General features: G+C 47.9%; 15 protein-coding genes and 1 tRNA gene. 3 read left to right on the forward strand and 13 right to left on the reverse strand.

Features of this window, described 5'->3' with window-relative positions:
- Positions 1-190: 190 nt before the first annotated feature.
- Together ATORI0001_RS03670 and ATORI0001_RS03675 are read right to left on the reverse strand one after the other, a co-directional pair.
- Positions 191-745, reverse strand: a complete 555-nt coding sequence (locus tag ATORI0001_RS03670) for a LemA family protein (RefSeq protein ID WP_003149097.1) — start codon at positions 743-745, stop codon at positions 191-193.
- Between the two features lie 111 nt (positions 746-856).
- A tRNA-Ser gene (locus tag ATORI0001_RS03675) sits at positions 857-947 on the reverse strand.
- 48 nt (positions 948-995) lie between these two features.
- Here ATORI0001_RS03675 and tadA point away from each other — a divergent pair.
- Positions 996-1,592, forward strand: coding sequence for a tRNA adenosine(34) deaminase TadA (gene tadA / locus ATORI0001_RS03680; protein WP_003149208.1), 597 nt, complete (start codon positions 996-998; stop codon positions 1,590-1,592).
- A 22-nt stretch (positions 1,593-1,614) separates the two neighbouring features.
- Here tadA and ATORI0001_RS03685 read toward each other — a convergent pair whose 3' ends face one another.
- Entirely contained in the window at positions 1,615-1,998 is a 384-nt protein-coding gene (locus ATORI0001_RS03685) for a DUF1304 domain-containing protein (protein ID WP_003149422.1), read from the reverse strand.
- Between the two features lie 61 nt (positions 1,999-2,059).
- Positions 2,060-3,433 (reverse strand): DEAD/DEAH box helicase, encoded by a 1,374-nt coding sequence (locus tag ATORI0001_RS03690; protein WP_003149446.1) that lies wholly within the window; start codon positions 3,431-3,433, stop codon positions 2,060-2,062.
- A 128-nt stretch (positions 3,434-3,561) separates the two neighbouring features.
- On the opposite strand from ATORI0001_RS03690, the gene ATORI0001_RS03695 reads away from it, so the two are divergent.
- Positions 3,562-4,623, forward strand: coding sequence for a homoserine O-succinyltransferase (locus ATORI0001_RS03695; RefSeq protein ID WP_003149423.1), 1,062 nt, complete (start codon positions 3,562-3,564; stop codon positions 4,621-4,623).
- 17 nt (positions 4,624-4,640) lie between these two features.
- Here the strand turns inward: ATORI0001_RS03695 and ATORI0001_RS03700 are convergent, their stop codons facing one another.
- The 9 genes from ATORI0001_RS03700 to ATORI0001_RS03740 all read right to left on the reverse strand — a co-directional run bounded on the left by ATORI0001_RS03700 (position 4,641) and on the right by ATORI0001_RS03740 (position 16,322).
- Positions 4,641-6,008, reverse strand: coding sequence for a zinc ribbon domain-containing protein (locus tag ATORI0001_RS03700; RefSeq protein WP_003149519.1), 1,368 nt, complete (start codon positions 6,006-6,008; stop codon positions 4,641-4,643).
- Between the two features lie 29 nt (positions 6,009-6,037).
- On the reverse strand, positions 6,038-6,901 hold the full coding sequence (locus tag ATORI0001_RS03705; RefSeq protein ID WP_003149592.1) for a hypothetical protein: 864 nt from the start codon (positions 6,899-6,901) through the stop codon (positions 6,038-6,040).
- A gap of 105 nt (positions 6,902-7,006) precedes the next feature.
- Positions 7,007-8,293, reverse strand: coding sequence for a zinc ribbon domain-containing protein (locus ATORI0001_RS03710; RefSeq protein ID WP_003148866.1), 1,287 nt, complete (start codon positions 8,291-8,293; stop codon positions 7,007-7,009).
- Between the two features lie 126 nt (positions 8,294-8,419).
- The gene (locus tag ATORI0001_RS03715; protein ID WP_003149186.1) at positions 8,420-8,803 is read right to left on the reverse strand and encodes a hypothetical protein; all 384 of its coding nucleotides are present in this window, start codon (positions 8,801-8,803) and stop codon (positions 8,420-8,422) included.
- A gap of 228 nt (positions 8,804-9,031) precedes the next feature.
- Positions 9,032-10,183 (reverse strand): zinc ribbon domain-containing protein, encoded by a 1,152-nt coding sequence (locus ATORI0001_RS03720; protein ID WP_003149373.1) that lies wholly within the window; start codon positions 10,181-10,183, stop codon positions 9,032-9,034.
- A gap of 391 nt (positions 10,184-10,574) precedes the next feature.
- Positions 10,575-11,420 (reverse strand): zinc ribbon domain-containing protein, encoded by an 846-nt coding sequence (locus ATORI0001_RS03725; RefSeq protein ID WP_003149580.1) that lies wholly within the window; start codon positions 11,418-11,420, stop codon positions 10,575-10,577.
- 75 nt (positions 11,421-11,495) lie between these two features.
- Complete coding sequence (locus tag ATORI0001_RS03730) at positions 11,496-12,707, reverse strand: zinc ribbon domain-containing protein (RefSeq protein WP_003149237.1); 1,212 nt, start codon at positions 12,705-12,707, stop codon at positions 11,496-11,498.
- A gap of 46 nt (positions 12,708-12,753) precedes the next feature.
- Positions 12,754-14,622, reverse strand: a complete 1,869-nt coding sequence (locus ATORI0001_RS03735) for a sigma-70 family RNA polymerase sigma factor (RefSeq protein WP_003149168.1) — start codon at positions 14,620-14,622, stop codon at positions 12,754-12,756.
- A 152-nt stretch (positions 14,623-14,774) separates the two neighbouring features.
- Positions 14,775-16,322, reverse strand: a complete 1,548-nt coding sequence (locus ATORI0001_RS03740; RefSeq protein ID WP_003148955.1) for a zinc-ribbon domain-containing protein — start codon at positions 16,320-16,322, stop codon at positions 14,775-14,777.
- A gap of 308 nt (positions 16,323-16,630) precedes the next feature.
- Between ATORI0001_RS03740 and yfcE the strand changes: the two genes are divergently transcribed.
- The gene (gene yfcE / locus ATORI0001_RS03745) at positions 16,631-17,182 is read left to right on the forward strand and encodes a phosphodiesterase (RefSeq protein ID WP_003149377.1); all 552 of its coding nucleotides are present in this window, start codon (positions 16,631-16,633) and stop codon (positions 17,180-17,182) included.
- Positions 17,183-17,689 lie beyond the last annotated feature (507 nt).

Genomic DNA, 17,689 nt, shown 5'->3' on the forward strand with positions numbered 1-17,689 from the left:
TTGGGTAGCGAAAGCCACTCATACCAAGAGCATTGTAGCAGCTAGAGGTTTCGTGAGAGGCGAGAAACTTTTGCGACTCTAAGTTTTTGACAGGTTTTAATGGCTTTCCATCTGTAGCCTTGGATAAATAAAACTGCACCCGGTCAGTAACCGGGTGCAGCAGGCGGACAGATGTAACAAAACAAAGCGTTTAGAACTGCACCTTTGGAGCCTGACGAACTGCATCGTTTTCAACGGTGAAGCCCTGGCGAGGCTTAAAGCGTGAACCGGCGATGAGGGAGTTGGGGAAGACAGCGATGACATTGTTGTAATCCATGACCACATCGTTGTAGCTCATGCGTGCATAGCTAATGCGATTCTCAGTATCGGTGAGCTCGGACTGAAGCTGCTGGAAATTCTCGTTTGCCTTAAGTTCAGGATAGCTTTCGGCAACCGCAAAAAGCGAGGTCAACGCATTGGAAAGCGTACCCGAAGCCTCCATCTTTTCCTGAGGCGTGCGAGCGGATGCGACGGCTCCGCGAGCTGCGATTACCGCCTCAAGTGTGCCGGACTCATGCTTTGCATAGCCTTTGACGGTCTCAACAAGGTTTGGAATGAGGTCATTTCGACGCTGGAGCTGTGTGTCGATGGTCTGCCATGCGTTATCGACCTTATTGTTGGCTCGAATAATTTTGTTGTAGACCGAGATACCCCAGAGTACCAGCAAGACCACAAGAACGACGACAACAATTATTGCGATTTCCATATCCAGTCCTTTCACGTGCGGCGGTGTACTAGGTCAATCGCAGTACTAATTGATGTAAGTGTACCCAAAACGTATGGATGATACAAATATGAGCTAAAATTGAGACGGAAATGGCGGAGAGGGAGGGATTCGAACCCTCGGAACGGTGTTCCCGCTCAACGGTTTTCAAGACCGCCGCATTCAACCACTCTGCCACCTCTCCAAAGCGGTATTATCCTACCTCATAACGCAACTTTTTACGAGGAGACTGATGGATTATTTTACAAATACAGAGAGTTCTCAAGATTTTGGTGCCAATAGCGAGAAAGACGGCGACAAGAATGGCGAGAAAAAAAGTGAGAAGATTATCGTAAAGAGTGAGCAAAACAGTGCTGCACGTGACGAGAAGTACATGCGGCTTGCGCTTTCGGAGGCGGCCGCTGCCGCAGCCGAGGGAGAAGTACCCATCGGAGCCGTTGTGGTGTGCGACGGAGAGGTGATTGCAAGTGCCCATAATCGACGTGAGGTTGATAATAGCCCGTCGGCACACGCAGAGTTTCTCGCCATGGAAGAAGCATCTCGCGTGCTGAAACGCTGGCGACTCACAGGCTGCACGGTGTACGTGACGCTTGAGCCGTGCCTTATGTGTGCAGGTCTGATGGTTAATTCACGCATAGACCGATGTGTATTTGGTGCCTGCGATCCTAAAGGTGGAGCTCTCGGTACGCTTTATGACGTAAGCTGCGATTCAAGATTGAATCATGAGTTTCAGGTAACATCGGGCGTGCTTGCCAATGAGGCAGCGGCACAGCTCAAAGCCTTTTTCCGGGAACGTCGCCAGCGGTCAAGTAGTATTGGGCACAACTGAGAGTTGTAGCCTGTCAAATAAGTTACAGCATTAAAGCGTAGATAAGGCAGATAAGCGCCAGTAACGGAAACATTCCCTGCTTGGCGGCTGCACTACGTTTGTCGGGTGAGGTAATGAAAAGGAGAAGTGCTGCAGCGAACATAGAACCGGTGCCAAAAAGTACCAATGCGATTCCAGTTATGTTCCCCATGAGCTGGAGTACGCAGCCAAAAAGAACTTCGATTGCCAAAAACAGATTATAAAATCCTTGGTTAAATGCCATCTCGCGAGTATTTTCTACCTCGTCCTGTGTGAGACCAAAAACAGTGCGGCTCTTCTCTCCTGTCCATGCAAAGGATTCCATATAGAAGATAAAGATATGTAAAAGCGCTGACAAAATACTAAAAATCAAACCTGCAACAAACATGGAACTCCTTATATCTTGACTATGTTACGTGTGTGCCGTATGCCGATACGATATCGGCAAGCTAAAAGTGCCTTCCGTAACGACCTCCAAAGCCGCGTCCGCGTGCCTTCGAGCCTGAAAACATGGGACGTATGGGTTTTGTGGCAGGTCGGTTTTGTGGCAATACGATACGACCCTCCTGATACCCAAAATTGGGGAGATCCCACGTCGAAATAAGCGATTTCGTAAAGTACTCAATCTCGCGGAGCGGAGCAATTTCATCCGGAGCCATAAACGTAAACGCTTGACCTGCGCTTCCCGCGCGTCCGGTGCGTCCGATACGATGGACGTAATCCTCAGGATCCAGCGGTACGTCAAAATTGACCACGGCGTCTATGCCCTGCACGTCAATGCCTCGGCTCATGACATCGGTTGCAACCAGAATTTGAATGGTGCCGTTACGAAACTTGGTTAGCGCGCGAGTGCGAGCACCTTGAGGCCGATCGGCATGCATGACGTCAACCTTGAAACCGGCGTTGTTGAGCGCCGCATAAACACTGTCCACGCGGAGCTTCGTGCGACAAAAGACCAGGATTCGCTCGGGTGCAGGACGAAAAGAACGTATCAAAGATTCAAGTAATTCTACCTTTTGCCCCTGCACGACGGGGCACAGATGTTCCTCAACGGTGTCGGCAGTTTGCCCGGTTCGCGCAATTTCAATCATCGTGGGGTCGTGGAGCATATTGTCGATGGTTGAGATGATTGACGGCGGTAGTGTTGCCGAGAAGAGCAACGTTTGACGCTTAGGCGGCAGTGTGTCCATAATGCGGCGAACGCTGGGCCAAAATCCCATATCAAGCATGCGGTCTGCCTCGTCTAAAATAAAAACTTTGATGTTTTTCAGGTTGACCTGATGATGTTCAATCAGGTCCAGAAGGCGCCCGGGAGTAGCAACTAAAAGGTCGCAACCTGCTTGCACGGCGGAAATCTGTCGTTTAAGCTTTGCGCCGCCGGTAATAATAACCGCACGTTGACCGGTGCTTTTGCATATTGTGGTGGCAACGCGTTCAATTTGCGTGGCAAGTTCTCGGGTAGGCGTGACGATAAGCGCCTGCGGATCGCGAGTTCTGTTTCGCCTACGTTTGCCCCCACGTTGACGTCGGCGTTGGCTCTCCTGCTGCTGCGAGCTTTGTTGCTGCCCATCCTGCGGCTGGCATTGGACCTCGGGGCGATCGGTCTTCTCGTCCCCAAAGCCTGTATCGATAACCTGTAGCGCCGGAAAAACGAAGGCAGCGGTCTTGCCCGTGCCGGTTTGTGCGGAGGCAACCACGTCTTTTCCTGCCAAAACGGCGGGGATTGCCGCAGCCTGTATGGGGGTCGGCGTGTTGAAACCAAGTGTCTCAACGCCCGTAAGAATGTGCTCGTTTAGCCCGAGCTCGGCAAAAGTAGTATCCATGCATATAAGTATACTGTCTATACGTATACTGTCTGTTAAATTTTTGTAGCGCGAGACGCACAATCAACCGGCTGGTCTAAGATTATGCGGAATCGTTATGGATTTGACTGTTAAACTGCTCGTGGCAGATGTTTTTTAGGCGAGAAGTTCACTGGGCAAGGAGTCTTGCAGCTGATCTTGCCGCTGAGGAAGAAAGTAGGGTAGGCGTGCCGATTAATATTCCGGATGGTTTGCCGGCTAAACACACACTTCATCAGGAGCGGATTTTTGCGCTGGAAGAAGAGGTCGCTGAGCATCAGCAAATTCGCCCGCTTAAGATTGCCATCCTCAACCTTATGCCTACAAAGATTCAGACGGAAACGCAGATTTTGCGGCTCATCTCGAAATCTCCCATACAGGTGAGCTGCGATTTTATGCGCATCTCAAGCCATGTTTCTAAACACACGCCCGAAGATCATTTGGTAACGTTCTACGATACGTTCGAGTCGTTTGAGCATAAAAACTACGACGGGCTGATTGTCACGGGAGCACCTCTCGAAGACATGCGCTACGAGGACGTTGACTATTGGGACGAGTTTTGTCGGATTGTCGATTGGTCGCAGGAGCACTGTTTTTCAACGATGTATCTTTGCTGGGGCGCGCTTGCGGGTTTGTATTATCTTTACGGCATCCCTAAGAAACAGCTGGGCTCTAAGCTCTTTGGCATCTTTCCGCAGCGTCTCTGCGATGAATACTCGTTTTTAACCAACGGTTTCGACGAAGTGCACAACATGCCTCATTCCCGGCACGCTGCCATTGATACGGGAGAGCTCTCCAAGCATTCTGAGCTTGCCGTGCTTTCCGAGGGATTTGATTCCGGCCCGGCACTTCTCGCCACACGAGACTTCCACGAGATTTACGTTACCGGGCACTTTGAGTATGGTCGCGACACTCTTGCGGAGGAATACTGGCGAGACTTTCACAAGGGACTGCCCATTCGGATTCCCGAGAACTATTTCCCCGAGGATGATCCTGAGCGCCAGCCGCTTTTTACGTGGCGCGCGCACGCCAATTTGCTGTATCGCAACTGGATTAACTGGGTGTATCAGATGACGCCGTATGAGGTGGAAAAAATCCCAGAGGCCATTTCTGAGCTGCGCAAACGCATTGCCGCGGCGGATCCTGAGTCGAGAATGACCGGTCGGTTCTAAGGCCTTTTTCGTATACGTTACTGTTTGTCCAGGTAGTCGGTATTCCATGAGGGGCTGTCGGAACTTACGGCAATATGTTTGCCTCCGTTTGAAGAGGTAATGGTAAACGGCTCGCTGGCAGAACTGACCTGACCGCCAAATGAAATCTGGGCGCTATTCTCGTCACCCGTCCAGCTTCCGTTTGTAACCTTTGTACCACCTTCGCGGTACACCACGCTGCCGTCACTGCCGAGTACAATTTCCAACGAAAGCCCATCGGTACCCATTCCGGAATACGTACCAACCCACTTGTCCTGCGCTTTCTTACTTGGCTGCCCGCTCTTCTCGGCATTATGGGCAGAGGCCTGGTTCTTCTTCTGCAGCTCCTTTGAGAGTTTGTTGCCGCGAGCAATCTGTTCGGTAATGCGATTAACGTAGCTGGAGTAATCGGAGCCCTTGCCGGTGTTTCCTCCCCAGATGACCCGTTCATTTTCAATGTCAGTCTGAAGGTTTTTGAGCGCACTGATTCTGGAGTCGATGGTTGTCTGGTCAAGCGTATCGGCGGAATCGGCTTCGTCAAAACTGCTGGCGGTGAGCCGCTTTTTATAGTCCGAAGAAAACCAGTCAACAATCTTCTTCTGCTTGTCAGAAATCGAACTGGTTACAGCCACAAGATCGGGATCGTCGCTACCATCGGAGAGTTTGAATTTTCCGGCCGCTTGGTCGCCGTCAATTTTGCTTTGAATGTCGGCAAGATCTTGATACGTGGCGAGAAGGTCCGTGCGACTGCTGTCCTCCGTTAGCGACACATCGATACCATCTACCTGAGATCGATAGGACTCTTCGAGTTTTTGCACCTCGGACTTTGTTGCGCTGCTCTGCTGAGAGGTCACTAAAAACCAAATGCCGCCTGCGAGCGCAACGCAAAGCGCAACGGCCAATACCGCAATGCCGACAACCTTAATTGCCTTGCTTGATCGTGGTTTTTTGAGAGTCGTTGGGATGTCTGCGCCGTCTGCTACGGCACCGTCCGTTACTACGTTGAACTGTGAATAGTCGATGTCCGACAAAAGACTCGGCTGGAAGATGGAGCCATCGGCGTCATCCCCAACGAACGGCGACATGGTCGGTGGCGAGAAGACCTGTGGGTCATCAGGCACAGCCGTTGAGGAGTCGGTTTGCTCGTTGGGTTTGTCGCTATTGCCGGGTTTAACTTCACTGCCGGAGTCTTTATCTTCGTCGTGCTTCGTCTCACTGTCAGGGCTGTCAGTGCCATCTGTACTATCGATGTTGTCAGCGTCGTCGGTGCTGTCAGGGCTGTCTGAACTATCAGACAGAGACTCGCTACAGTTTGAGCATATCGTTGATGTGCCAGGGTTTTCTGTTCCACAGTGAGGACAGAGCATAAGGACTTCTCCTTAATTCATGCGTAGGACTATTCGTTCGAGGGAGCTCCCGGAATCGGTGGCTGAGGACTGACGTGCAAGTCAGGACTTGGGGTTGGCATTGGGGCCCCTATTTGCGATTGTGTAGGAGTCGAGACCGGCATTGGAGCTCCCGTTTGCGCCGTTTGCGGTTGTGCGGTGGTTATGGTTGGAGCCACAGGGACTACGGGTGTTGCTGGCGTTGTCACGGGAGCCGTGGCCTGCATCGGTGCCCCCGGAACAGTTACAGGAACGCTTCCGACAACCCTTCCGGTTGTTGGGTCAACAAGAACCTGCACTGCTACGGGCTTCTCGCGCTTTATAAAGAGGACAATACTGACTACGACGGAAGCAAGGCACAAAAGAACATAGAGATATCCGTACGGAGCCATACTGAACATGTAAGAGTAGCCGCTGCGTTGGTATGAATTCATCGAGTAAAATCCGCTCATCTGGGCGTTGAAGGCCGAGATATTTGAGTCAATCTGGTGATAGAACACGGAAAAACATACTAAGCATATAAGGGCTACTACTCCCGTAAGCCAAGAAACTTTTATAGTGCGTGGGAGTAAAGAAAGAAGAATACCCACAAGCGGCAGAATAAGGAAGAGGATAAGCATATAGAGTTCTTTAGCCGCATTCGCAAAAAGAATAAGCGACTGGTCATTTAGTGACTGGGTAGCGTTGTAGGACTTCATAAAATCCTCTATAAGCTGTGCAAATCCAAAGAATTGTCCGATTGAGAAGTGGATCAGATACTCACCATTGGGCTGTACGATATCAAGCTTCATAACAGGAAGGATGAAAAGAATCGCTAAAAGACAGCATAAACCTACGTTAATATAGCGAAGAATGGTGTTTGTTTTGGTGTTCATACTGTCTCCTAACGTGATACTGCGTACTGTTGGAACAATGCGTGCAGATACTGCGTATTGCGGTGGCGTAGCGGATAGAGGCACATCAAACTAAGAATTCCGTGCTTATCGCTTGGTCAGATAGTCGGTTTGCCATGTACCGCTGTCAGAGCTGACTGCGATGGTGCGGCCACCGTCTTTTGAGGTAATGGTAAACGGTTCGCTTCGTGTGCTTATCTTGCCGCCGAAGCTGATCTTGATGGTATTCTCGTCACCGCTCCACGTTCCTTCGGTTACCTTAGTGTCGCCTTCTCGATACGTAACGCTGCCGTCACTCTTCAGAACGATTTCAAGTTTTTTGTTATCGGTGCCCATACCGGAATACGTACCGACCCATTTTTGCGTAGCAGTTTCGCTTGACCTTTTCTCTTTCTCGGCGTCTTGCTTGTCTTTATCGGCCTTCTTTTTCAGATCCTTTTTGAGCGAGTTGCCCTTTGTGAGCTGCTCTTTAACCTTGTTTACGTATGAGTCATAATCCGAGTCTTTGCTGGGGTTATTCGTCCAGATAATCTTCTCGTCATCAAGATCGCTCTTGAGTTTGTTGAGCGCGTCAAGCTGGTTGTTGAGGGTTGTTTCGTCGATGGAATCCGCGGAAGCACTCTCGTCAAAGCTGTTTGCCTTCAGTCGAGTCTTGTAATCGTTGTTGAACCAATCAAAAATCTTCTTCTGCTTGTCGGAAATCGAGCTGGTTACAGCTTCAAGACCGCTGTCATCGGAGCCGTCAGCAAGTTTGAACTTTCCGCTCTCTTGGTCTTTGGTGATCTTGTCTTGAAGATCGGCAAGCTGTTTGTATGAGTCGAGAAGCGCGGAACGGTCGCTTTCGCTGGTGGGATTGACTTCGATGGCATCAACCTGCGATTTGTAGGAATCTTCAAGTTTGACAACTTCGTCTTTGCGAGCGTTGTTCTTTTGGTTGGCGTTCCACGCCCACGCACCTATTCCGATACCTGCTCCAAGGACGATTGTGAGAAGGATAATTGCCACAATCTTAAATGCCTTGTGTGAAGAGCGTTTTTTATGCGGTGTAGGGGAGGCTGCACCTTCTGATACTACTTGGAATTGTGTAGGATCGGCGTAAGTTTGTCGTGATTGCGGAGCCGTATCGTCGATGGGAGCGGTGGCAGTACTTGTTGGGGCAGGTATGACGGGCGGCATATACATGGTAGGTTCAGCGGGCTGCTGAGGTTCCGGTTCAGGAGCGGACTGGTTCATGGTTTGCTCAGAAGTTTCATCATAGGTTGTTGCAGAAAAATCAGTTGTCTCGGTTTGAGAGGGCTCAAAAAGTTTTTTTCCGCAGCTTGTGCAGAATTTTGAACCATCGGGGTTTTCTGCGCCACAGTCGGGGCATTGCATGAGAATCTCCTTAATTTTGCAAATTAATATAGTGCTTTGAAACCATTATATAGCAACGGAATAAACGTTATCGGGGTCAGAGCGACTGCTCTAACCCCGATTTTGTAAAGAAGAGCGAATTCTTTTCTAGTGGAACATGGTAGCAAGAGCCCCGGCGACACTAATCAAAAGGATAAGATCAAAGAAGGAAATAATCGTGCCCGTAATGGCTAGACCACGCGGCTTTTTAAAACATCCGATAACAGAGAGAAGGGCACCGAGGAACCAAACAAACCAACCTACACCGGGCATCCAAGAAAAAAGAAAGCTAATGAGGGCAAGAACAAACCCTGCAGTACCGGCGCCATTAGATTTAGCTTGCTGAATGTTGTTGACAACTGTTACTTGATGGTTATTTGCTGGCTGATGATTTTGAGGGTGGCTTGCCTGCGTCTGCTGTTCTTTCGGAGCTGCCGTAGTGGGCTGTTTCTTTGTTGTGGGTACAAACTCACCGGTGTTCTGATCGTACATACGTACTTCCTTTCTTTTCTGCGAGTGCACTCGCATTTTGCTCAATGAGCTTCTTTCTGGTTTCTTTTCCAGCTACCTATAAGGACGAAGGGTTGTTGCGAAGTGTTGCAATGTTTTGAAAGTTTTTTCAAATTCTTGAAAATAAAAAATCTCCCAGCTATGAAAGGCTGGGAGATTTCAGCAGATGTACCAGTGCTGAAGCGATAGTAGATTCAGTACGCTTTTGCGTTAGCTTAGGTTGTCTATCTCATACGTTATAGCAACTGGTTTTATTGTGTATGTGCGAGCTTCAGGAGCCATTACATACGGTGCATTGCCTCTAAAATCCTCACTTTTACCTGGCTTTAAGAAGTTTATATTTTTATGCTGTCCATTTGACCTGAGGAGGTAGTGCCCATTGCACTCAGTATAGTAATAGATTCGCGCAGTTCTCCACGCATCTTCCGTAGTATTAGTGATATTTCCAACAACACTAGCCTCATACGAATCAAAACTATAAGAGATAGTAAGATTGACGTCGTCTGGGGAAAGGGCTTTCATAGTGGTAATTGGAGTGAGAGAGCATTCTTTTGTTCGAATCTCTACAGAGGTAACCGTTATGGTGTTTTCTGTTGGGGAAAGTTTAATGAGATTATCCGAGCTCTTCTCGGTAACGATTTGAAATCTTGCATTTGGGATGTCTTGATCGTCAAGGTTTTCTTTAGGGGCAAATTCATTTACATAATAAGTAAACTGCTTCTTTTCGTGAGGAGCGAGAAAAATTCCTGAGTCTTCTTTTGGGCCGGGTATTTGGATGCAATCTGGAGCGTCTAGAGATGATTTCAAAATCGCATCGCCGTCTTTTTTATTCCCCTGTGCATCTGTGTAACTGACCTTAAAGAGAAAGGCAGGAGACGTTACGATATATTGGTCAGAGAGATTTTCGATTGTTCCGGTAATAGCATAAACATCAGAAAGATCTCCTTTGTAAGTAGTGGCTACTTTAGCCATTCCAAACGAGAGCTCATTTACTTCTACCTTAGGCTTCTCTTTAGTATCTTTCTCGTTCTTTTTTGTATCTGATGTGGACGAGCTGTCTGAGTCGGATTTAGAAGAATCTTTTGAGTTGGATTTGGATGAGCTGTCGGCTTGCCTGGTTTCCTCTTTCTTGTCGAGAAGACCAAAACCATGAGTGAAGTATGTAGCAGCACCAATCCCGCTGAGGATGAGGACGACGATAATGATGACAATAATCTTTCGTTTATTGCGCTTGAAAGGTGTTTGAGGGTTCGTGGGCATAGAGGACCGCTCTGCCTGTTCAGCTGGTTGAAACGCCGCACCGCAATTAATGCAGAACTTCTGGTTATCTGGAACTTGCGAACCACAATTTGTGCAAATCATTTTCATCCTCTTGTAATAGTAATCCTAAAAGTTTGTCATTCTTTTTGGCAAACGACGTAACTACCGTTACGGATTGCTTATCTCGGTAAATGATGAAAGATCACCAGAATCGCGCCAGTCGAGCTCAACTGCATCCGGGTATGCTGTATAGACTGTAGAATAACTGTCTATAGATGTGCGACGTTTTTCTTCTTGGCTTCGCTTAGCTGATTGTTACCAAGAGTATATCTAGTTACACTCGATCGACTTTCGTTACTAGGAGAAAATTAGAATTTACAAGGGTTATTTCAATCAGTAGTTCTTCTAGAACGTTGTCATCCAATATAAAGAATCTCCCGATCAAAAAGGTCGGGAGATTCCGACAAGACAAGCATTGAAGCTGATGCGAAACCTATTCGATCGTGGCTCCACAATTACCACAGAACTTAGTTCCAGGTTCAATCTGATTACCACAGCTTGGGCAGAACTGAGGCTGCGATTCAGCCTGAGGTTGATTTTCTGCTGCCTGTGGCTGGTTTGATGTGGGTACGGCAGGTGTGGGGTTTACGGTTGGATACTGTGGAGTGTTTGTTGGCTGCACGGGAACCTGATATGCATTCATAGGTATAGCCATACCCATACCCGCAGCAGCTTTCTTTGCTTCATTGTTACGGTACAGAATAAGGGCACCGATGAGAATTGCGGCAATCTGTCCAATAGCGTAGATGTAGCCAAAGAAGTTGATAGAAACAAAGATACTACTGCTTCCAAAAATAGCAGAAGAGCTGGAATTGGGGTTGCTGGGGGAGAAAGCATTATAGGTCATAAGGAAAATGATGCAGTTTATCAGTGCGGGAATGCATGCAAATCCAGCGTATTTCTTAGTCTGTTTGATTAGAGGAAGCAGAGTTATAGCAAGTGAGAAGATCAAAGAAAAAGCAATGTATCCAATATTGGCGCTAGCATTTGCACCTGAGCTAGAGCTAGATTGATATATTGTTTTAGCCAGTGATCCGAATGCTGCGAGAGCAGAAAGCGATAGACCTATTGGTCTTTGCATAATATTTAAGTCAAAGAGAGGGACTATATAAAAGATACATGAGATGACACCAATCACAACGAGAATCGTAGCAAGAAGGGTGTTGTTGTACTTATCGAACTTTGAAAGCGCTCCTTTAACGTCAAAGTTCTGTTCCGGTTGTATCTGGCCTTGAGGCTGTGTTTGCACTTGTGGCTGCATTTGATTTTGGGTTTCCATATCGATCCTTTCTAATCAATAACCTGGGACATATACTTTTTGCCTCAGGGGATTACCCGTATACGTGAGATCTGGTTAGTTTTTATCAACCTGATAAGTAACGGCGATTGGTTTTGCTTCATAGGTATGGCCGTCTTGGTTAGAACCAAAAATTGAGCCTCCCTTAATATCTGCGCTTGCGTCAGGCTTTACAAAGGTTACATCTTGGCGACCGCTGGTTGAGCCAAAAGCATAGTAACCGTCCATTTCAGTGTAATAGTAAATCGTTGCAGATGACCATTTGTCTTTAGTGGTGTTAGTGACGGTTCCTGTGACGGTAGAGCCAAATTGTTCAAAGTTATAGGAGAGGCTCACCTTTGCATCATCTGGAGTAAGAGCTTTTTTATCAGTGAATGATTTGAAAGGACATTCTTTGAGTTCTACGGAATCAACAGTTATATCGCCCTCGGCCAAAGAAAGATTATTGAGTGTGCTATTAGATTGTTTTGTGGTAACGATATTAAATTTTGCGTCTGCCTCTTTTTTGTGAGAGTTCTCATTATAAGAATAATCGCTGATATAGTAGGTAAACTCTTTCTTTTCATGAGGGGCGAGAAATATTGTCTCATTTTCAAATCCATCTGGAGTTTCCATTTGAGACTGAAGAATCGCGTCACCGTTTTGCTCGTCGCCATAGTTGTCTTTATAACTTACTTTAAAGATAAAAGAAGGTGATGCCTCTACATACTTATCGGTGGTATTTTCGATAGTGCCTTTAATACTATAGACATCGCGTATTTCTCTATTACTTACAGCTTGCGTCGTATCAAACGAGATGTCACTTACTTTAACCGTAGGCTTTTCATCGGCGTCTTTCTTTGTCTTTTTTGTGTCTGATGAGGAAGAATTGCTTGAGCCAGATGTAGTATCAGCGGTTTGTCCGGCTTCACCCTGTTTGTCTAAAAGACCAAAACCATTAGTGAAATAAGTGGCGGCACCAACTCCACCAACAACAAGAATCAAAACAAGTGCAATAACAGCAATCATCTTCTTGTTGTGTTTATGAGACTTCTGAGAGTCATTAGGTTTGGTAGAATTGTTGTGTGTCTGTGTAGCTGGCTGCGATGTTGATGCTTTCTGAGTTTTCGCTTCCGTTACCTGAGTAGGCTTGGGAGTTATTTGGCCAGTGTTGGAAGCTTCAGCCTGAGATGGCTGGCTTACCTGTTCAGTTGGCTGAAGTGCTGCACCACAATTCGTGCAGAACTTCTGACCGTCTGGCATTTGCGTACCGCAGTTAGTACAAAACATCTTACTTCCTCCTTAGATCATAAACACGCGTTCTATTTCATATCAATTAATTGTTACTCGGGGCAATTTGTTCAAGACCACTCTTGTCCGTTGCTTCATGCCAGTCAATATCAATTTCTGAAGGATCTTCGGGACGCTGATCTATTCTTCCTTTCCACTCGGTAGTAGATGAGAGTTCATGCCCAGAAACTACATACCGTCTGGTCCCAGCTTCTCCTGATCCAGAATACCATTCTGTCGACAGCAGCCCGCTTCCATCACTTGTTGCTTGTAAAGATGCTCTAGAACCGCCGGCGTGTGCAACACCTTCGGAAAGTACTTGTGTTTGGATTACAAACGCTTGGTTGTCGTTTTTATCAAAGCTAAATATAGAAATGCGATCCATTTCGCCAGTATATTTTTGTTTTAAGAGCAGTTGTGGAATTTGAGGATTGTCAGGATCCATATATACCAATGAATATTCATACTGGGCAGACATACCCGGAATTTCTAATTCAGGGATATAGCTTGATGCGTTATCAATAATCTCTGAATACTGATCATACATAGCTTGCTTCATCTGATCTTCTTCTGATACAGATTTTGGTTCATTGGAACTGTTTTGAGCATCAGTTTGAGAAGGAGAATCGTCTGCCTGTTGCTGTGTCTGAGCCGTTTGTTCGTATGGTTTTGGAATAAACGGTATAAGTCCGTTAGTACCTGCAAAGTACACCCCGCCAGCAGTGGCTCCCGCAATGGCGACAGTAGCAACACCGGCGGCAATCTTGCCACCTATGCTCATCTTGGCAACAGTTCCTGCTGCTTGCGTAGCCTTTGCTGTGGTAGAAGCAACCTTTGTGGCTGTAGATGCTCCTTTTGCACCGGCAGATGCACTGCCGGTACTGGCGGCTGTGGCTCCAGTACTGCCCGCAGAAGTTCCAGCACTCCCCGCTGCTTGTGTGGCGCTTGTCTGTGCTGCCTGAGAGGTATGAGCAGCCGTGCTTTTGGCAAACTCCTCAATGAAAGGATTTGTATAGGGAGCTCCTTGCGCTGAGAGGCCCTTCTCGCCAAGAGCTTTAGTGACATCACCAAGGCCTTGCATAGCCTCTTGGATAGTCGAGAAGAGCGACGGTGCATTGAGCGCAAGCGGGATGGGAGCAAGATCGGTGTTGGCAAGAAGTGCAAAGACCGGCACGCTGCTGTAGGATGCCAGCTTGACGCCGGTGCGCTCGGAGTAGGCAAGGATGCTCTCCTGAAGCGTCTTGCGTGCGCGGCTGAGCTGGCTGCGAACCGTGCCTGCAGGAATACCGAACGTCTCGGCAATCTGGGCTGCATTCATTTCGGCAAAATAGCGCGCAACAAGAAACTTCTGTTGATCTTTGGGGAGCTCTTGGATAAATCCGCGAATAATCTGCTGTGTAGAGGTGTTTTCTACAACGTCTTCGGGAAGCTCAAGCGTATCGTCTGCAAGAGACTCAATGTAGTCTGAGCTGTCGCTGGTATCGTTTGTATAATCTGTGTTGAGTATGGGGGCATTGTCTGATTTTCGCATATGGTCGATGGCTTTATTGGTGGCCGTTCGTTTAAACCACGCAAACGCCGCGCGGTTATCTTCCAGCGAGTCAAGCTTTTGGTAGGCTGTAAGATATACCTGCTGTACCACGTCTTCAACGTCGCGACCGTCCACACCCTGGTCACAGATTGCCTTAGTTACGATACCCTTGGTCTGCTCAAAGAGTGAAGAAAACGTGCTCTGGTCGTGGGTTTCTTTAAAAGCCACAATCGTCTTGGCAAGAGTGTCGATGTTTTTCTCGTAAGCCGCCTTGATGTCAGTCTCACGTGAAGGCGCTGTCTTAAGCAGAGCAAGCTTGCACCCGCAGTATTTACAAAAGCGAGCTGACTGAGGCACTTCATTTCCGCAGTTAGGACAAAACATCAAGGGCTCCTTACGTGTGTCGTCCAAAGACGTAGAGGCAAGAAGAACTTCTCGCCATTTTGTGTGTACGTCCTAAAGGACGAGCGGTTCTCGTCAAGTGTTGCAATATTTGTGGAACTTTTTTATTGCAACGTTTGAGCGAGAAGAACGCACTATTTTGAGTTGGCCAGATCCTCAAGAGGTTTGAGGTCGTCTGTGTTGTGCCACTCAATTTTTTCGGCACCCGAAATCTGAGCCATAACATCGTCCTCGCTGGCGGAGGTGGTAAGGCTCATCTTTGTGGGATTTTTGTCGTTGTGAGCGACTTTGCCGTTCTTTGCGGTAATTGCGTAAAACTCGAGCGTTGAGCTGTTTTTCTGTGGTTGTGCACGGAGAAGACCGCTGCCATTTTTATTCTTGAAGAAGTAGTGCGAGGTTGGAGAGTTCCAAACCAGCGGTTGTGTAAACGGAGCCGCATAGGAACCCTTGCCTGCCGAATACGCAACGTATGTATAGTAGTCGGTTCCTGTCTTGATTTTGCCTCTCTCGGCACCAAACTGGGTTTGGACTTTGAGGATAAGGTCATCGACACCGTCGCCGTTTGCATCAAAGAGTGCGTATTGGACGGTGCCAAAGGTTGGCTGGAATACGGTGTAGGAGGGGTCGTAAGAATAGACGAGGCTTGCTGCGTCAAAGTTTTTGAGCCGGTCCGTATAGAGCATCGAGAGCTTTTGACCTTGCGAGGCGCCTTTAAGACCCTTTGTGAGCTCGGCGTTATAGCCCTTGAAGTCGGCAAAGGTGTCTACGGCTTTGGTGTCATTTACCTGGTGCCATTCTAGGCCGCCAGGCATGGTAAGGTCGTTTGGCTTGTTGCTGACAAAAGACATTGCTTTACCGTCGGCGTCGCACGTGTAAGCGTATGCGTAGTCGCCGCTATTAGTGGGAACGCTGACAATGAGATCGGTGATGCCGTCTCCGTTGACATCTCCCAGTGCGTATTGGGCTGTTCCCTTTGACTTTACGCCGTCAGTGGTGCTGGCAAGCAGCCAATCCGCATTGAAGTTGCCAAGGTAGTTCTTGTAGAACTGGCCGATTTTAAGGTTTGCGGTTTGATCCGGGATGGTCGGCTCGGAGTTTTTGTCATCTTTTTCAGCAGGCTCTTGAGTGTCTTTGGATTCTTCAGCGTCCTCAGCGGGTGTTTCTTCCGGCTGTTCAGCTGGAGCTTCCTCGTGTTTTTCCCATGGGAGGTGGATGTAGCCTTGGGCTATGGCAAAGGCTGTACCGCCGATAAGAAGGCCGGCGAGAATGGCAACAATAGCGAGAATCGCAATCTTCGCCCCCGTCTTCATAGGCTTTTTGGTACGAGGCTGCTTTTGGTGCTGGGGATGTACTTGGGTTTGAGGTTGGGTTTCGTCTGCGGTTTTGAATGATGGCGCTATAGGTTGCAGAAGCGTTGTAGCCTCTGGTGTTGGTATGGGCTGCTGTGTTGACGCCGCTTGTTGTGTTGGCTCGGAGGCGGGTTGCTGTGCCAGCTGGGAATCAGGTTGCTGTTCTGGTGTTGGCTTGGGGGTGGGCCGCTGTTCTGGTGTTGGCTTGGGGGCGACCTGCTGTTCTGATGTCGTGGATTGGTTGGTGAGCTGCGGCTTTTTTAAAGGAGTGCCGCAATACTTACAAAATAAGTCTGTGTCTTTATTTTCTTTTCCACAGTTGGTACAGAACATGACACTCCCCAGTAGCCAATAGTCAATAATTCTCGCCCATCTGTACCATGATAAATATTAATAAATGTTTGCAACAAAACTTATGGTAAATACATCGTTTCTGCACATTTGATGTACTGAAGGACAAAAATATAACAAATTGAAGTAATAAGGTTGGACAGTTGTCATACGGTGGAGTAATAGGGTTGGACAGTTGTCGCACAATCTAAAGTTGTCACACGGCTAAAATGATAGGACTCAAATAAAACAAACGGAGACTCATTTCGCAAGATGTGTGCTAGATAAGTGCTTTTCGAGAGAGGTTGCATATGAAACTTGTTATTGCTTCTGATATACACGGTGCTGCCGGTTGGGCGCGCAAACTTATGGATCGCATTGAGGTAGAACAGCCCGACCGCGTGCTTCTTCTCGGCGACCTTCTCTACCATGGGCCGCGCAACAATCTTCCTGAGGGCTATGCTCCAAAACAGGTTATCGAGATGCTCAATAGCATTGCCGATCAGGTGATTGCCGTGCGCGGCAACTGCGAGGCCGAGGTGGATCAAATGGTCCTTGATTTCCCGTGTATGGCTGACTACAACATTTTGGTTGATCCTTCCTGCCCGTCTGGCGAGAAGACCCTCTTTTTAACCCATGGACATATATATGGCCCGGGGCTGCATAACAGCGTTGACAGATGGCCAAAGTTTCCCGAAAACTCAGCTTTTCTTTACGGACACACGCACAAGAAAGTTAATGAGGTGCTTGCTGGTCATCCTGGCGTAGTCGTATTTAATCCGGGATCTGTCGGGATTCCAAAGGATGATACTCATAGCTTCGGTATTTACGAGAACGGTGAGTTTAGGCACGTGCTTCTCTAATGCGGTTGTAGGACTAACGGCCTCAACAGTCCCAACAGCCCAAACAGCCTAGAAAGCTCAAACAGGGCTTATTCCGCCGATATGCACAAAATTCAACCGAAAAATGTGCTTAGATTGTACAAAATTCGGCCGAAAAAGGGACAATATTCTCCGAGCGGTTTGAGGATCTGCTTCGCACGTATTATTTTGTAGGAGGTATGTCTGAGGCCGTTTCTCTTTTTTCGCAAAATTCCGATTTTGTGCAAGTTCGTCGAGTCCAAGAGGATATTTTGTCTGCGTATCGGAGAGATTTTGCTAAACATGCAGGCAACGTGGTAGGAGAGCGCTGTAGGATGGTGTTTGAATCTCTACCGCGTCATCTTGCCAAAGAGAATAAAAGTTTGTATACGGAGCGGTCAAGAAGGGTTTTCGTGGACGCGAGCTCGACGACGCGCTGCAATTTCTGCAGGACACACGGTCTTACAAATGCCGTGCGCTTCTCGCTTTCAGGATATCGCGAGGAGTCGT

The organism is Lancefieldella rimae ATCC 49626 (assembly GCF_000174015.1).
In the GTDB taxonomy this organism is placed as follows: domain Bacteria; phylum Actinomycetota; class Coriobacteriia; order Coriobacteriales; family Atopobiaceae; genus Lancefieldella; species Lancefieldella rimae.

Coding starts and splice junctions, on each gene's coding strand:
- ATORI0001_RS03670 (WP_003149097.1), bottom strand. CDS start 745: ATGGAAATCGCAATAATTGTTGTCGTCGTTCTTGTGGTCTTGCTGGTA.
- tadA (WP_003149208.1), top strand. CDS start 996: ATGGATTATTTTACAAATACAGAGAGTTCTCAAGATTTTGGTGCCAAT.
- ATORI0001_RS03685 (WP_003149422.1), bottom strand. CDS start 1,998: ATGTTTGTTGCAGGTTTGATTTTTAGTATTTTGTCAGCGCTTTTACAT.
- ATORI0001_RS03690 (WP_003149446.1), bottom strand. CDS start 3,433: ATGGATACTACTTTTGCCGAGCTCGGGCTAAACGAGCACATTCTTACG.
- ATORI0001_RS03695 (WP_003149423.1), top strand. CDS start 3,562: ATGTTTTTTAGGCGAGAAGTTCACTGGGCAAGGAGTCTTGCAGCTGAT.
- ATORI0001_RS03700 (WP_003149519.1), bottom strand. CDS start 6,008: ATGCTCTGTCCTCACTGTGGAACAGAAAACCCTGGCACATCAACGATA.
- ATORI0001_RS03705 (WP_003149592.1), bottom strand. CDS start 6,901: ATGAACACCAAAACAAACACCATTCTTCGCTATATTAACGTAGGTTTA.
- ATORI0001_RS03710 (WP_003148866.1), bottom strand. CDS start 8,293: ATGCAATGCCCCGACTGTGGCGCAGAAAACCCCGATGGTTCAAAATTC.
- ATORI0001_RS03715 (WP_003149186.1), bottom strand. CDS start 8,803: ATGTACGATCAGAACACCGGTGAGTTTGTACCCACAACAAAGAAACAG.
- ATORI0001_RS03720 (WP_003149373.1), bottom strand. CDS start 10,183: ATGATTTGCACAAATTGTGGTTCGCAAGTTCCAGATAACCAGAAGTTC.
- ATORI0001_RS03725 (WP_003149580.1), bottom strand. CDS start 11,420: ATGGAAACCCAAAATCAAATGCAGCCACAAGTGCAAACACAGCCTCAA.
- ATORI0001_RS03730 (WP_003149237.1), bottom strand. CDS start 12,707: ATGTTTTGTACTAACTGCGGTACGCAAATGCCAGACGGTCAGAAGTTC.
- ATORI0001_RS03735 (WP_003149168.1), bottom strand. CDS start 14,622: ATGTTTTGTCCTAACTGCGGAAATGAAGTGCCTCAGTCAGCTCGCTTT.
- ATORI0001_RS03740 (WP_003148955.1), bottom strand. CDS start 16,322: ATGTTCTGTACCAACTGTGGAAAAGAAAATAAAGACACAGACTTATTT.
- yfcE (WP_003149377.1), top strand. CDS start 16,631: ATGAAACTTGTTATTGCTTCTGATATACACGGTGCTGCCGGTTGGGCG.